Here is a 16,717-nt window from a genome sequence, read left to right as displayed (position 1 = left end):
ACTATACATTTAATCTTATTTACTTGTTAAAAATCTATATATCAATATTATAAAATAAATTTAAAAAAATGAATGATAAAAATTTTCAGCGTGTAATCGAAATGTCATTTGCGAGTGTTTATCCACATTATATCACGAAAGCAGAAAAGAAAAACCGAACAAAAACGGAAGTTGACGAAATTATTTTTTGGTTGACAGGTTATACTGAAAAAGATTTGGAAGAAATTTTAACCAATAAAACCAACTTTCAAGATTTTTTTGAAAATGCACCAAATTTTAATCCAAATGCAGCTAAAATAAAAGGTGTGATTTGCGGTTATCGTGTGGAAGAAATCGAAAATCCATTGATGCAGAAAATTCGATATTTAGATAAATTAATCGATGAATTAGCCAAAGGAAAAACGATGGAAAAGATTTTGAGAAGTTAGATTATTTCCACTTTTTGATATGTTCAATTGGTTGCTTTAACTGAAAACTTAATGATTTCATTTTCGCTTTTATCAACTTTTTTCGTCCATAATAGCTTCTTGTGTAATGCAATTCTGCATCGCCTACAAGTTGCAACCATTGTTGATGAAAATATTCGGCCTTTTTCTTGTGTTGACCAATAATTTCGGGAACCGAATGATAATCTCTCTGTTTGAAAAGCTTCATCAACACACTTTTTCGTTCGATAAAATAACGTGGATTATCAATTGGATTTAAAATATTTTCGAGCGAATCTAAAAAAATCGCCTTATCATAAGTTGTTGCCGACAATAAACTACACGATATATTTCCCAATTTATCAACAGTTGTTAAAATATTTGTTTCTCGCAGTTCATCAGACAATAAATTAAAATGTTGCAAAGTATTGAATAACGCAACAGCTATTTTCTGAAAATCTTTGGTGATATCTCTATATTGAATATAAAGTTTGATGTTTTTGTAAAAATTAACTCCGAAATACACAATTCCGACCGTTGAAAGAAATATTATGGTTGAAAGAAAACTTCTTTTCGACATCGAAAATAAAAGTGTTCGGACACTTTCTTCGAAAAAGAAAACGATAAAAGAGATGAATGAAAGAAGCAAACTTGTTGTTAAACTTTTTATCGACTTCGAATAATACAAATGTTTTGAGAAATTATATTCTTTTTCTCCGTCATAAAAATACTTTAATTCATTATCAATTTTTGTTCCTTCGGCAATAGAATTTGTCCAAGAATCTCTAATTTGAACATCATTTTTACTCCATTCTATCGTTTGCTGATTGTAATTTTCAATAGATCCCTCAGTAAATTGTTCAGGAAGATTCAGACGAGAAATACCATTCGAAATCGTGTTTTCCTTTTGCGAAATTCCAACAAAAGCCTCAAATCGTTGTTTCATTTTATCCAAATCTCCACCGCCATTTTGCGCAAATAAATCCAACGTAACCAAATGCCAAACGTTACTCACTTTATTTGGATCATCAGAATTTACACGGATTGCACGCCCACGCATCTGATTTGACGTTACAAAAGAACCTACATTACTCGCTAAAATCAAACTATTGATACTTGGTGCATCCCAACCTTCGCCCAAATAAGCGCGAGTTCCGACAATTATTTTGATAAAACCTTCATTGAATAATTTTGTTAAAACAGTCAACAAATTTCCTCTTGAATTATCTTCTGCAACAACTTCGAAAAAATTATCATCGAACATCACCGATTTGAACTGAACCACTTCTGTCTTGTCTTTGAACTGATAAATTAATTTTGGAAGAATTGTTTTCGAAACGATTACCATCGAACCTGTAATAATCGCAAGATGTGGAATTATTTCTGAATTTAGATTTCGAAGTTTTTCGAAAATTGGAAAAACACCCAACTTTATTTTACTTGGCTCATTCTGTAAATTATCCGAATAAAATTCTTTTCGAATGTAATCCGTCAAAATCACCATGTGCAACTTATCGCCCAAATGTTGGTATTCTGACTTTACAATTTCTGCAATGCTATCAATCTTTTTTACACTATTTATCAGCGAATTTTTAACTTTTTGATTATAATGTAACGTAACTTTTTTCTGATCGATTGCTCCGATTCGTTTTAAATTCGTTAAAAATGGTTTCAAAAATTTTTCGTGTTTCAAATAAAATTCTTCATCTTTAAACAACAAATAATTGAACATACATTCTGCCCAATAATAATTGAAAGGCGGAAAATCTATCGTTTCGTTTTCTAATAAATCCAAATGCTGAAAATCCAATGGCGTATCAAACGATTTCAGATAAATCACAAAAGACGCATACGCATCAAAATCTGCATAAATTTCGTCGAAACAACTTGCGGGCGTTTTTATAAAATCTAACGTCAAAACAAATTCATACAAAGCTGTATTTTCTTTAACTTCTTGAAAAAAAGCTTCTACTTCTTCAATATTTTTGGAAATAATTTCACTCTCGAAATTTGTAGGAAATGAGCACAACAACAAATCTTGATGTGGACACAAATCTTTTTGTTTGACCAATTCTGGAACAGAAATTTCGCAATCAATCGGACCACAAAAAGTGAGATAACGATTCCATTCTTCTTTCGCAACATCAAAAGGCGGCGTAGCAGTTAACGCAACAATCTTTGGTGATAATTCACTTTTGATTTTATTGAGACTTTTCCACCATTCATTTTTTAGATGATGCGCTTCGTCTACAATCAAAGTTTTGACGTTATTTTCTTTTAATAATTGAATCAAAGATTGTTCGTCTTTCATCATCGAAGCATGCAATCCCTGATAAGTAGAAATGGTAAGAAATTTTGGTTGATGAATATCCATCGAAATCCAATCGACTTCCTTATTATCAAGAAAAAGCTCAATAAATCGATCTTTCCATTGATTACGAATCGCTAAAGTTGGTGCTAAAATAAGCGTAGGCTCATTAATCCGAAGCATCACTTCCAATCCCAAAACCGTTTTTCCAGAACCAGGCGGTGCTACAACATTAAGATGCGCATCTTCTAAATGAAATTCTAATTCATCTAAAACTCGCTGTTGATAATCGCGCCAAGAATACTTAAATTTTATAGGTTGAGTGTTGAAAGTCATGATTGATAAAAAACTGAATTATTTATCTCCTCGAATTTCCAGTTCCATATCCCATCAACACATCGTATCGTTGTCCCCAAGGGCGATAGTAAAACAACGCTTGATATTGATTTTCAGTTTGCCAAAAACTTCCGCTCACATAACTTGGATCGATTTTACCTGTTTTGGTATTTTTTACGACATATTGATAATTGTAATAACCTTGTTTCAAAAATAATTCGGTTACCCAAAATCCTGCATCGTCTTTTTCTAATTTCGAGTTATCGTCAATTTCCCAATTATTAAAAGCTCCCACAACATACGGAACGTATAATCCATTTTGATCTTCGAAAGCGTCTAAGGCAAAATAAACCCACGAATAATCTGCTTCAGAATTTGCTGCATATTCGTTTCCATAACGGTTATTTCGGATATAAAAATTTCCATTAATGTCTGGATAATCATCGTATGGTAAATTATACTTCGGAATATCTGCACGCAAAACAGTATGGTAAACACTATCTTTTCTGAATGTTTTTTCTGTTGTTAAACTCGGAACTTCTAAATTTTTGTTATCAAACCAATTATATTCGGCACCACCGTCAAACAAAATATTGGTATCATTATATGTTAACTGATTTGGTCGAGAAAAAGATGGTTGATTGACAAAATAACCTTCATTCCAATTGTTATTTTTCATCAAAAATAATTTTGCTCCATCTGGAACTTCAGTCAAGTTTTGTGTTCCACTCGAAACTTGAACTTGTAAACGCTGATTCAATTCTTTTATCGTTGGATTATTGTAACGAGAAACCATCACGCCAACATCTGCAATTGGTTGATAAACCGCAAAACGTTTCGTGAAAATTGGATTCGAATCATTTTCTAAATACACTTTCAACACATAATTTCCAGGCAATTTTACATTCATTTGCTCATTCGGAAATTGAATTTGATAATTGGTATATTTTTGATACGTATTGAATGAATTTTTATATGTTCGCGCATAATCAGCATTAACACCATTTAGAAATTCGGTTTGAAAAATATTCGATTCAGACCAATCTGCATTTCTATGTTCAATAGAATATTGATAACGCTTATAACCTGCACTGATATCATCAAAAAGAAAAATTAATCTTTCGCTAGAACCTAACTTGATAATGGGTGTATTATCGTTTGTTTGCGGGTTAAAAACTTGAACCGTCTTGATATTTTTCGGAGGAATTATATCCTGAAATTGTCCAAAAAGAACAGAAGTCAATAGACAAAATATGATCGAATAAAATTTCATTTTCATTATAATTTTGATGGTTAAAAATACAAAAAAAGCGCATGCCTTTTTTGAAAAAGACATACGCTTATATAACTCTAAAATTTTTTTTTAGTACAAAGCAGGAAACTCATTTGGTTTCGCTTCGCGCATCAATTCATAAACTTGTTCTGTAATATCATCAACAGAAGGTTTTGAGAAATAATCTCCATCAGTCGCATACGCAGGACGGTGAGCTTTCGCTGTAATCGTCAATGGTGCGCTATCTAATGTGAAATATCCACCTTGTTTCTCGATAATTTCTTGTAGTAAGAAAGCACTTGCTCCTCCTGGAACATCTTCGTCTACAATAACTAAACGATTCGTTTTGTTCAAACTTTTCGCTACATCAGCATTAATATCGAAAGGCAATAAAGATTGTGCATCAATTACTTCAACAGAAATACCTAATTGCTCCAATTCTTTCGCTGCATCCATCACAATTCTCCAAGTAGAACCGTATGTTAACAACGTTACATCTTTTCCTTCTTTTGTAATTTCTACTTCACCAATTGGCGTTGTAAATTCACCTATATTAGTTGGTGCAGGCTCTTTTAGACGATAACCATTCAAACTTTCTACAACAATCGCAGGCTCATCTGCTTGCATCAATGTATTGTAAAAACCTGCAGCTTTTGTTAAATCACGCGGAACTAAAACATTCACGCCACGAACCAAATTCAAGATTCCTCCCATTGGCGAACCTGAATGCCAAACACCTTCTAAACGGTGACCACGCGTTCTGATAATAACAGGCGCTTTTTGACCTCCATTCGAACGATAAAGCACAGTTGCCAAATCATCAGAAATTCCTTGTAAACAATAAAGGATATAATCTAAATATTGAATCTCTGCAATTGGACGTAAACCACGCATCGCCAAACCAATCCCTTGACCAAGAATTGTTGCTTCTCGAATTCCTGTATCCGAAATACGATCGATTCCATATTTTGCTTGAAGACCTTCTAAACCTTGATTTACATCACCAATGTTTCCCGCATCTTCACCAAAAACTAATGCCTTTGGATATTTTTCGAAAATTTTATCAAAGTTATCACGAACAATTACACGACCATCTTCTAACGCTGGATTTTCTCCAAACTCAGGTTTTACTTGTGGAACTTGAGTTGCAGTACCAGAAACTAATTTAGTCGAATAAATTTCTTCTTCGCGTTTCATTTTAACATCTAACCAAGAAATTAATTCAGTTTTAGAAGTTAAATTTTCTGAACGAGTTAAACGAATAACTTTACGAACAGCTCCATAAACATCACGTTTAAAAGGGCTTTTCTTTGATTTTAGATTACTAATTTCAATATTGATAAAAGCTCCGTTTGCACTTTCTGAAGCAACTTTAGTCAATAATTCTAACGTTTCATTTTTCAAATCCAAAATTGGATTCAAATAATCGTCCCAACATTGTTTTTGAGAAGCTTTAACTTCAGCTTTAACATCAGCTTCTAATTGATCCAACTCTTCCGCAGAAATAATTGCTTCCGAATGATCTGCAAATGCTAAAATATATTCACGGAATTTTGTGATTCCATCAAATTCTTTTTCCCAAGTCAAACGCTCCTCTGATTTGTAACGCTCGTGCGAACCAGAAGTTGAGTGACCTTGCGGCTGCGTACATTCTTGCACGTGTACAATACACGGAATGTGATGCTCACGCGCAAATCTTTCTGCGCGTGTATAAGCTTCAATCAAAGCAGGATAATCCCACGCTTTAACAGTAATAATTTCGTAACCTCTTTCCTCTTCCGTTCTTCCGAAACCTGATAATAATTCAGAAAGATTCGATTTTGTACGTTGAAATTTAGCTGGTACAGAAATTCCGTAACCATCGTCCCAAATAGAAACAACCATTGGCACTTGCAAAACTCCACCTGCATTTATAGTTTCCCAAAAATGACCTTCAGAAGTACTTGCATCTCCAATTGTTCCGAAAGCAATTTCATTTCCGTTTACAGAAAATTGTTGATCTTCGTCTGATTGAGGAACATTTCTAAAATATTTTGAAGCTTGTGCTAAACCTAACAAACGTGGCATTTGACCAGCTGTTGGCGAAATATCAGCACTCGAATTTTTTTGTTCTGTTAATTTTTTCCAAGAACCGTCTTCATTTAAAGAACGTGTTCCGAAGTGAGATGTCATTTGACGACCTCCAGATGAAGGTTCTTTCTCTAAATCTGTTAAAGCATATAATTGTGCAAAAAATTGTTCAACAGTTAATTGACCAATTGCGAACATAAATGTTTGATCGCGGTAGTATCCAGAACGGAAATCTCCATTTTTGAATACTTTTGCCATTGCAATTTGTGGTAATTCTTTTCCATCACCAAAAATTCCAAATTTTGCTTTCCCAGTAAGTACTTCTCTTCTCCCTAAAAGACTTACTTCGCGAGACATAAAAGCCGTCTTGTAATCATTAATGATTTGACTTTTAAACTCTTCGAAAGTAATTTTATTTACCTCTTTTGTTTCCATTTCTTTTGTTTGTTGCATCACAAATTTAACAAAAGATTTGTAACTTACACCATACAATTTGCGTCTAACGAATAGATTATAGAATTGTATCATCCAATTAATAACTATAAAAATAAATACATGAAAAAAACTTTACTGAGTATATGTCTGGTTTTTGCCTTTGCAAATTCACCATACTTAATGGCTCAAACGAAATCTGGAAGCGCAACTTTTGTGACGCAAGTAGAAGGAATCAAGGAATACAAACTACCAAATGGATTACAAGTTTTATTAGTCCCTGATCAATCGCAAAGTAATGTTGTCGTAAATATTGTTTACAATGTTGGTTCTAAACACGAAGGTTACGGCGAAAAAGGAATGGCGCATTTATTAGAACATATGTTGTTTAAATCAACAAAAAATTTAGGCGATATCAAGAAAATGTTATCTGACAAAGGTGGACGCGCAAATGGAACGACATATTATGATCGTACAAATTATTACGAAGTTTTCCCATCAAGCGATGAAAATTTACGTTGGAGTTTGGAAATGGAAGCTGATCGAATGATTAATGCAACCATTAAACAAGAAGATTTGGACAAAGAATTTTCGGTTGTGCGTAATGAATTTGAAATTGGTGAAAATGACCCGTCAAGTGTTTTAATGGAACGTGTTATTTCTGCTGGCTATTTATGGCACAATTACGGAAAATCTACCATTGGATCTAAAGAAGATATTGAGCGTGTAAAAACACCACAATTGCGCAAATTCTACGAAAAATATTATCAACCAGATAATGCAACTTTAATTATTGCTGGAAAATTTGACGAGAAAAAAACAATGGAATATGTGAATCAGTATTTTGCTTCGATTCCAAAACCAACGCGTGTTTTAGATGAAATTTTAACAGTTGAACCAGCGCAAGATGGTGAAAAATTTGTTGAAGTAAAACGTGCAGGAGATTCACAATCTGTTGGTGTAATGTATCACGTTGCAGCATATAGCGATAAAGATTATGCAGCGATTGATGTTTTAAATAATATTTTGACTTCAGATCCTTCGGGATATTTGTACAAATCTTTGGTTGATACGCACAAAATTGCTTCTATTTGGGCGTATAGTCCAGAGGTTCGCGATGCGAGTTTCTTCTATATCGGAACTGAAATTCCAAAAGAGAAAAATATCGAGCAAACGAAAAATGATATTCGTGCAGAATTAGACAAAGTTGCTACAATTAATTATACTGATCAAGATGTGCAACGTGCGAAAGCAAGTATTGTGAAAAACATCGAAAACCAAAAAAATAATACGATTAATTACGCCATTGGTTTAACAGAAATTGTTGGTGCTGGTGATTATCGTTTAGGTTTCTTGTACCGCGATAATATCGAGAAAGTAACCAAAGAAGATGTAAAACGTGTTGCTGAAAAATATTTTAGAGCGAATAATAGAACAGTAGGAACTTTTATTCCGACGAAAGATGAAATTCGTGTAAAACCGACTGAATTAACGAATAAACAAATCACAGAATTAGTTTCGAACTACAAAGGTCGTGCAGTTGAGAAAGAAGCAAAACCATTTGAAGCTTCGATCAAAAATTTGAAAGCTCATTATGCAGAAGGAAAATTGAACAATGGTCTAAAATATGGAATCATCGACAAAGAAATTAAAGGTGAAAAAGTAATTCTTTCGTTTAATTTACCTGTTTCGAATGAAAAAGATTTGGCAAATAAAGGAATGATCGGTCAATTAACAGCTGAATTGTTAATGTCTGGAACGAAGAATCTAACAAAAGAACAAATCAAAGATCAATTAGATGCTTTAAAATCTTCGATTGGATTTAGATTTGGAGGACAAAATTTATCTGTAACAATCAACACATACAAAAATTCATTAGACAAAACTATGGATATTGTGCGTCAAATCATTACAGAACCAACTTTCCCAGAAGCTGAATTAGTAAAATCTGTGAACGAATATGTAACATATTTAGATGCAAATACAAACGATCCGCAAGCATTAGCCTTCAACGAAATTAGTCGTTTAACATCTAATTACCCTAAATCTTCTATTTTCTACACGGCTTCTTTTGCTGAAACGAAAGATGATTTGAAGAAAATTAAACAAACTGATTTAGTTGATTTTTATAAAAATATTTTAGGTGCGCAAAATGGCGTTGTTTCTATTGTTGGAACAAATGACAAAGCGAAAGTTGAAAAGTTATTGAACGATACTTTTGGTAAATGGAACAGTAAATCGAAGTACGAAAAAGCATATCCAACTTTTACAGCAACGAAAAAAGAGGATAAACTTTATAACATTCCAGACAAAGAAAATGCAGCAGCAGTTGGGTCAATTAACTTCAAAATGAATCGTGAAAGTGCTGATTACGCCGCAATGGTTATGGCAAATGAAATGATTGGAAGTGGAGGATTTTTATCTGCTCGTATTCCAATGCGATTAAGAGAAAAAGAAGGAATCAGCTACGGCGCAGGTTCTTATGTTTCGATTCCAAGCGATCCTAAAAACGACGTTTCTTCTTGGGGATATTATGCATTCTTGAATCCAACAAAACGTGAAGCGGTTGAAAAAGCATTGAAAGAAGAAGTTTCAAAAGCATTAAAAGATGGTTTCACAGCGGACGAATTGAAAACAAATATTGTAAGTTGGAAAAACGGACGTACGACTTCCTTGGGAACTGACGGAACTTTGTTAGGCTTATCGAATGGTTATTTATTAAACGGAATTACATTTGATGAATTTGATAATTTAGAGAAAAAAGTAGATGCATTAAATGTAAACCAAGTAAACGAGGTTTTCAAAAAATACATTTCTTTGGACAAATTGACTTCTGTTTACACAGGAACTTTTGATAAAAAATAAATACAATTCATCAAAATAGAAAGAAAGCTTCAGATTATTCTGGAGCTTTTTTTATGATTTATTTAGAATAAAATTCTGCATGATTATTCATTTTCGGTCTAAAATGTGAAAAATTTTGTTAAAAAACCCTCATTTTAACATCATCCTAAGTTTTTGGCATCATAATTTCTTAACACTAGAAACAATAAAAAAACAATTAACCTTAAATAATAATTCATATGCAAGGATTAGAAGAAAACAATCAACCAACAAACAAAGGAAAAAACGGTTTAGTAGTTCCTTTGGCATTAGTCGGAATCTTATTAGCAGGAAGTGTAGGATATAATATTTATCAAGCAAACCAAATCGGGAATCTTGAAAAAAATGAATCTTTAAATTCTCAAATCCTTAAAAACGAAACGGGTCAAAAAGATCAAATTCGTAAACAATATGATTCGATTTTAAACGACTATACACAATATAAAGCTCGTATCGAAGATCGTAACAATTTATTGGGCGATAAAGAAAATATGATTCAGTTAAAGAATCAAGATATTCAAGAAATTCTAGATAAAGACAACCCTACTGCAGAAGAAATGAATCGTGCGCGTAAAATGATCAACGATTTAGAAGGAAGTGTAAAAAATTACAAATCTGAAGTTGCGCGTTTACAAAAAGAAAATGCAATTCTTGTACGTAGTGTTGACGAATTAAATAATAAAAATTCTGCTTTAACAACAGACAACAACAATTTAAGAGAAAACAATAAAGAGTTAACATATAACTACGAAACAGAAAAAAGTGTTCGTCAAAAAGACAATGCAATTTCGAAAGGAAAGATTAATGAATTAAGTTCAACTTTATCTGTTTCTAATCAACAAATCAAAGGAATTCGTGTAAGAAATAGCGGAAAAGAAGTTGAAAAAACACGTGCAAAACGTATTGATAAAATTCGTGTTTCTTTTGATGTAGATCGTAATTCGAGAACGGAATCTGGAGAGAAAAAATTATATGTTGCTATCTATAATCCTGATGGAACTTTAGGAAGATATGGAAATGCACAAGGTGGACAAATTGAATTGAGATCTGGAGATACAGTTAATTTCTCTGATGCAATCAACTTTAATTACACAAACGGACAAACAAAAAATATTACGTTTGATTGGGAAAACGAGGAATTCCAAAAAGGAGTTTACACGTTCAATGTTTACGAAAATGGATTTAAGATTAGTCAAGCAAAAATAACCCTAAACTAATTATTGATACAAGACTAACCAAGAAAGCTCAGCAATTGCTGAGCTTTTTTTTGATTTAATATATTTTTTAAATATTATCGTTTCAAAAGATTAATACTAACAGTTGCCAATTCGTTGTTTGGATATTTTTTGAATAATGTTTTATCTGGAACCAAACCAGTTTCTTGACAAATACGATGAAAAACATCTACTTCCACAATATATTGATCCGAGAATCCATGCGTCGCATCATACGCTGTTGCAGGCGTATTTCCTAAATTCTTCGCCGTTAAATCTGGAGAAATCGTATGTAATTCGATCAACAACAATCCAAATTTATCTAAATAAGGCGCCCATTTTTTAAGATGATTCAATAAGTTTTGTTCCACATCATTGTTTGATAATCGTTTTCCTCTAAACGCAAAAGCTCCTGTAGAAGCACTAATTCGATTTGTTTTGACATCTTTTACATCTTCCCAAATTCGATTATGATCTAAAAATGTTCGGATATTTAATAAATCACTCAACTCTATTGAATAATCATTTTTCAAATCCGTTGCCAAACGATCTGGATCGCCAATATCGCCCCAAATCACTTTTGCCCAAATATCATTTTTAATTAAATTGGCACGCGTCACTTTCAATGCTGCTTGATTATAATCTGCACCAACCAAGAAAATCGGATATTCGTCTAGATGTTTTCCGCGTAAGGTTTGACGTTCTATGACATCATACAAATGTTGCAAAAGCGCTCCATTTCCACATCCCATATCCAAAATCCCTTTCGGTTGCTCTTCTATCGGACGATTAAAAATATCTACAATAAACTCATCAATCACTTTGAAATAAGTGGAATGCGCTCCTCCACTACCCCAAACATTCATTTCGCGATTCACATGTTGCTCATCTTCACCATCGGTAATTTCACGCAATTTTGTTGGCGAACCGAAAAGTAAATCATTCAACTTTGCAAACATTGGTAAATAAGAAACTGTAACACCATACGATGTTGCACGACGCGCAAAAAACAATCCTATTTCAGTGAATTTATAGTTTTTTTCGTGTTTAGTAAACCAACCTAATTCGGTTAATCTTTCCAATATTTTTTCGAAAGTTTGTGGATTTTTGTGAAATTCATCTGGATTGAAAGAGGCTTCCATAAAGTATTTATGAAACAAACCGCTCATTCCCATTCGCACAATAATTGGTCCAACTAAAACGCCTTCGATATGTTTGGTAATTTGATAATGCAAAGGTTTTTCAAGAAACTCTTCGTCATCAGCAGTCATCAAATAAGTTTTATATTTATCAAATAATTTGATCCATTTTTTACAAAACTCATCCGAAAAATCATGTTGATTGATTACCTCATTTTCTGCCAAAAAAACAGCTAAATCATGGTAAATATCAATATTAGTAAATGCGCGATCCGAATATTTATTGGTTTGAATTTCGACATTATCTTTCGCATTGTCCACCGAATATTCTAACATATTCTGCGAAGCCAATACACGCAAAGCAACATTTAGATAACCTTCGTTTGCCTGAAATTCTTTTGTCAATTCTTCTAACTGTATAGTTTTGTGCTCGACAATGTAATGCAAAGCTCCTTTTTTAGCCAAAGCGCTCAATACAGGAGCCGTTACCAAACCATCGAGATGTCTAAAAATTAGCGATCTCAAATATTTTTTATCCATTTTGGTTGATTTTTTCTACTATAAATATATTGAAAATTGCGAAAAGTTGATGTGAAGGTTATTGTAAAATTTTAAAAATAAGAAATTAAAAAAAACCTCATCTATTGATAAGGTTTTTGATTTATGTGATTAATCAATTTTGATAAAATTACCATTCAGATCAAATTTTAAATCGACATTATTTTGTAACAATTCTACTTTTATTTCTTTATCTTTTGTATCCATTTCAATTGATTTCGCATCAATTTTAGGATATTTAGTTTGAAGATATTTTTGAATATTATCTGGAAAAAATTTAATCGGAATCGCTTTTCCTAGACCATTTTTCACCTCCTTCCAATCTCCATTATCTGTAAATTCTATTTTTGTTCCGTCTTTCAATTGAATATTATATGTTGTGATATTGCGTTCAACTTCTTTTATCGCATTCACGAACTCCATATTACCAAAGTTTTTTGAAACAAAATTTTGTGCATTAACAGGCAAATTATTTGCTGAAATAACGGTTTCATTCGGGTCAATATTTACCGTTTTTTGTTGACCATTATCTTGCAAAACCATATAAGAATTAGCTGATGTAGATGATTCAGGCTTATTTGCAATATCGTTTTCCGAAACAATTGGCTGCTCTGCAACTTCTGTTTTACTTGTTTCTACTTCTGTGTTTTCTGTTTTCTTCGATTCGCACGAAGATAAAACTAAACTTAAAATGGCGGTTGTTGATAAAATTATTTTTCTCATGATTTGGATTTTAAACGTTTATCAACAAGCATTATACCATAAAAAAAACTGGTTAAAAATTTAACCAGCTTTTAAGAATTTATTTTTTCTTCTGAACTAAAATCAGGTACTCCCAAGGTTTTAATTTCAGTTTTGTTGTTGCATCAAATGTGACATCTTCGTTGTTCATAAAGTTTTTGTACACCCCATTGATTGGAACTGTAATTTCTTTATTTGTTTTCGTAAAATTCGCAATAAAATAAGCTTCTGTCGTATTTTTTTGACGCTTGAACGCTAAGATAGATTTATCATCAGATGTTTTCAAACGTTCGTAAGAAGCTGCTTTTTTCGCTCCATTAAACGCTTCATTTGTGATTTTAAGTTCTCCTAACTTTTCGTAAACGCCACGCATTTTTGAAGTTGGATTACGATCAATAGAATCTTTAACAAAGAATTTTAAACGACGATTAAAATCTTCTTCTTGTCCATTATAAATCAACGGAATTCCTGGTAAAGTATATGTTAATGCAGCAAATGTTTCCACCGCATCACCCATTCTTTCATATTCAGTTCCAGCCCAAGAATTTTCGTCATGATTTGATGTGAACAATAATTTATAATCATCGGCTTGCCATTTTTTCGGAATCGAATCCATGTACGCATCAATCGCAGAAACGTTTTTCTTACCTTTTGCAATATCATTCATGATATGATGAATTTCCCAACCATAAGCGGCATCGAATGCATTATTTGCTAACAAATCAGGCTTCTCTGTTTCACCTAACATAAAAATTTCACGACCATTTGCCAATTGTGGTTTTGCTTCATTCCAAAAATCTGTCGGAACTTCGTGCGCCATATCACAACGGAAACCATCAATTTTGAAATCATCTAACCAATATTTCATATCGGCAATCATCTGTTTGCGCATTTCTTTGTTATCGAAATTTAGCGCCACAACATCCGACCAATCGTAAGGAGAATGCATTTTCCCGTTCTTATCTTGTTCGTACCAATCGGGATGTTGTTTTACCCAAGGATGATCCCAAGCCGTGTGATTCGCAACCCAATCCAAAATCACATATATTCCGTTTTTGTGCGCTTCATCAACTAATTTCTTGAAATCTTCGGCATTTCCAAATTCTGGATTGATTCCTCTATAATCTTTGATCGAATAATACGAACCTAAACCTTCTTTTCGATTTTCTTCTCCAATTGGATAAATAGGCATAATCCAAAGGATTTTAACACCTAATTTCTTGATATTAGAAATCTCTTTTGTTACCGCCGCAAAAGTTCCTTCTGGTGAAAACTGACGAACATTCACTTCATAAATCACAGAAGTTTCTGCCATATCAGCCGTAAAAGGCAAAATACTTTGTTCTTTCCTTTCAGTTTTAACGTCTTCTGACTTTGTTTCCTTTTTGCTTTCACAACTTGTTAAAAACAAAGTTGTCATCAAGGTTAAACCAACTATTTTTTTTATCATTTTTCTTCTATTACTTCTCAAAAAACTAATTCACTTTTTCCAATAATACAATATTGGAAGTCGTATTCAATTCTAAATTTCCGTTCACAACTTTTCCAGAAAAACCTGAATAAGCATCGCGAACTTTGGTACCATCTTTCCAAACAGAACTTACATTAATTGTGTTTTCACCAATTGGCATTTCCAAACCAATCACCACTTCGTCTGTCTTATATTTTCTTGTAAAAATATACGGAGAATTTTGCAAATCTGTTTGATTTCCTGCTCCAACCGCTGGATGATTTCGTCTAAATTGTCCTAATTTTTGGTAATGATTCAATAATAATTCCGTTTCTGAATTTGGTTTAATATCTTCCCAATTCATATTCGAACGAAGATTTGCATCTCCATCAACACCTTCAACCTCTAACGGACGAGCCGTTTCGTCTCCATAATAAATTTGCGAAATTCCTGGCGCCAACAACAATCGAGTTCCTGCGTTCCAAGGATTTTGACGATCTTTATCAAAAGGCGAACCATCATCGTGCGATGTAATGTAGCTCATCACAGACTTTCCTTTCATCTTGTTTTGAAGAATATCATTGTATCGATCAAAAACCGTTTGATTGGATTCTTTTTGAGTTGAACGCAAATCGAAATTGATTAATGCATCAAATCCATTCTCGAAATAATTAACTGTTTTATCAGGAAAATTATATTGTTGACCATCATTAATTGAATATCCATAAACTTCTCCTAACAAGAAAAACTTGTTTTGATCCAATACTTTTGTAGGATTATTCGCTTTATATTCAGCAAACGCATCTTGACAAATTTCCTCGAATTTCTTCCAAACATTTTCTTCCGTATGTTTCACCGTATCGACACGATAACCATCAATTCCATACTTACGAATATAGTCTGAAAGCCATTTCATAATGTAATATTTCGGTGCTTTTGGAAGATTATATTTCGCGAAAAAAGCATTCAATTCAGCAACTTCTTTGTCCAAACGACCTTCTTGCGACCATTTTGCTAACAATTGCGGAGGCAACATCACATCATTTTCTGATTCCGTTAAAACGTCTGGAAGATTTTTCACCAACGTACATTCTATCGTCGTTTTGTAAGACTCATAGGTACATTGTGGAGAAACACGAACCCAATCAGCTGGAAAAACACCGTCCGAATTTGTGACTGGACCTGTGTGATTAATCACCGCATCCAACATAATACGAATACCTTTCGCATGCGCTTTATCAACCAATTCTTGCAACTCTTTTTCAGTTCCCCAGTTTTTATCAATCGACGTCCAATCTTTTGTCCAATAACCATGAAATCCATATGTTTTTCCTTGTCCTTCATCTACAAAACCGTGAATTTGCTCTACAATTGGTGTCATCCAAATCGCATTAACTCCTAAATCTGAAAAATAATTATCTTCTATTTTATTGATTACTCCACGAAAATCTCCTCCTTCAAAACCTCTTAATTTAGACGTTTCAGCAGTTCTTCCATAGTTGACATCATTCTTTTTATCTCCATTCTCGAAACGATCGGTCAACAAAAAATAAATATTTGCACCATTCCAAACAAATGGTTGTTTTTCTGAATGATTTGCCTGCGTAGCTTGTATTGTTGTTTTTGAACAAGAACTTAAAAACAATGAAGCTATTCCTAACGTGAAAAGTATTTTTTTCATAATTATGTTTTTATGATTTAATAAGAAACTGAATTAATTTCAGCTTTTCATTCTACTTTATGTCATCATGAAATGAATTCAGGATGACTTTCTACAATCATATTCATTTTTGTCTTGACACAAAAACGAATCAAAAAAGTCAAGGCGGTAAATCTATTTAACTAAAAATTTAAGCCGTTTCGAGAATGATTTAAAAATTCGCTATCG

The 16,717-nt window shown here is 32.9% G+C and carries 10 protein-coding genes; 3 read left to right on the top strand and 7 right to left on the bottom strand.

Going from position 1 to position 16,717, the window contains the following annotated elements; all coding sequences use genetic code 11:
• Nucleotides 1–68 precede the first annotated feature (68 nt).
• On the top strand, nt 69–428 hold the full coding sequence (locus tag B4A23_RS12990; protein WP_291120660.1) for a DUF2200 domain-containing protein: 360 nt from the start codon (nt 69–71) through the stop codon (nt 426–428).
• 1 nt (nt 429) lies between these two features.
• Here B4A23_RS12990 and B4A23_RS12985 read toward each other — a convergent pair whose 3' ends face one another.
• The 3 genes from B4A23_RS12985 to B4A23_RS12975 all read right to left on the bottom strand — a co-directional run bounded on the left by B4A23_RS12985 (nt 430) and on the right by B4A23_RS12975 (nt 6,847).
• The gene (locus tag B4A23_RS12985; protein ID WP_291120658.1) at nt 430–3,069 is read right to left on the bottom strand and encodes a DEAD/DEAH box helicase family protein; all 2,640 of its coding nucleotides are present in this window, start codon (nt 3,067–3,069) and stop codon (nt 430–432) included.
• A gap of 22 nt (nt 3,070–3,091) precedes the next feature.
• Nucleotides 3,092–4,342, bottom strand: coding sequence for a type IX secretion system plug protein domain-containing protein (locus B4A23_RS12980; RefSeq protein ID WP_291120656.1), 1,251 nt, complete (start codon nt 4,340–4,342; stop codon nt 3,092–3,094).
• A gap of 90 nt (nt 4,343–4,432) precedes the next feature.
• Nucleotides 4,433–6,847: an alpha-ketoacid dehydrogenase subunit alpha/beta gene (locus B4A23_RS12975; RefSeq protein WP_291120654.1), complete on the bottom strand. Its 2,415-nt coding sequence runs from the start codon at nt 6,845–6,847 to the stop codon at nt 4,433–4,435.
• Between the two features lie 120 nt (nt 6,848–6,967).
• Between B4A23_RS12975 and B4A23_RS12970 the strand changes: the two genes are divergently transcribed.
• Nucleotides 6,968–9,709, top strand: a complete 2,742-nt coding sequence (locus B4A23_RS12970) for a M16 family metallopeptidase (RefSeq protein WP_291120652.1) — start codon at nt 6,968–6,970, stop codon at nt 9,707–9,709.
• A gap of 218 nt (nt 9,710–9,927) precedes the next feature.
• Nucleotides 9,928–10,944: a hypothetical protein gene (locus B4A23_RS12965; RefSeq protein ID WP_280050768.1), complete on the top strand. Its 1,017-nt coding sequence runs from the start codon at nt 9,928–9,930 to the stop codon at nt 10,942–10,944.
• Between the two features lie 74 nt (nt 10,945–11,018).
• On the opposite strand, the gene B4A23_RS12960 is transcribed toward B4A23_RS12965, so the two are convergent.
• From B4A23_RS12960 to B4A23_RS12945, 4 genes are all read right to left on the bottom strand, one after another.
• On the bottom strand, nt 11,019–12,620 hold the full coding sequence (locus B4A23_RS12960; RefSeq protein WP_291120650.1) for a class I SAM-dependent methyltransferase: 1,602 nt from the start codon (nt 12,618–12,620) through the stop codon (nt 11,019–11,021).
• A gap of 129 nt (nt 12,621–12,749) precedes the next feature.
• The gene (locus B4A23_RS12955; protein ID WP_291120648.1) at nt 12,750–13,361 is read right to left on the bottom strand and encodes a PepSY-like domain-containing protein; all 612 of its coding nucleotides are present in this window, start codon (nt 13,359–13,361) and stop codon (nt 12,750–12,752) included.
• A gap of 79 nt (nt 13,362–13,440) precedes the next feature.
• Nucleotides 13,441–14,829, bottom strand: coding sequence for an alpha-amylase family glycosyl hydrolase (locus tag B4A23_RS12950; protein WP_291120646.1), 1,389 nt, complete (start codon nt 14,827–14,829; stop codon nt 13,441–13,443).
• A gap of 25 nt (nt 14,830–14,854) precedes the next feature.
• Nucleotides 14,855–16,510 carry an alpha-amylase family glycosyl hydrolase gene (locus tag B4A23_RS12945; RefSeq protein WP_291120644.1) on the bottom strand — a complete coding sequence of 552 codons (1,656 nt, stop codon included), beginning with the start codon at nt 16,508–16,510 and terminating at the stop codon, nt 14,855–14,857.
• Nucleotides 16,511–16,717 lie beyond the last annotated feature (207 nt).

The organism is Empedobacter sp. UBA7248 (assembly GCF_002472945.1).
GTDB classification, from domain to species: domain Bacteria; phylum Bacteroidota; class Bacteroidia; order Flavobacteriales; family Weeksellaceae; genus Empedobacter; species Empedobacter falsenii_C.
This window is presented reverse-complemented; position numbering and strand designations above follow the sequence as displayed.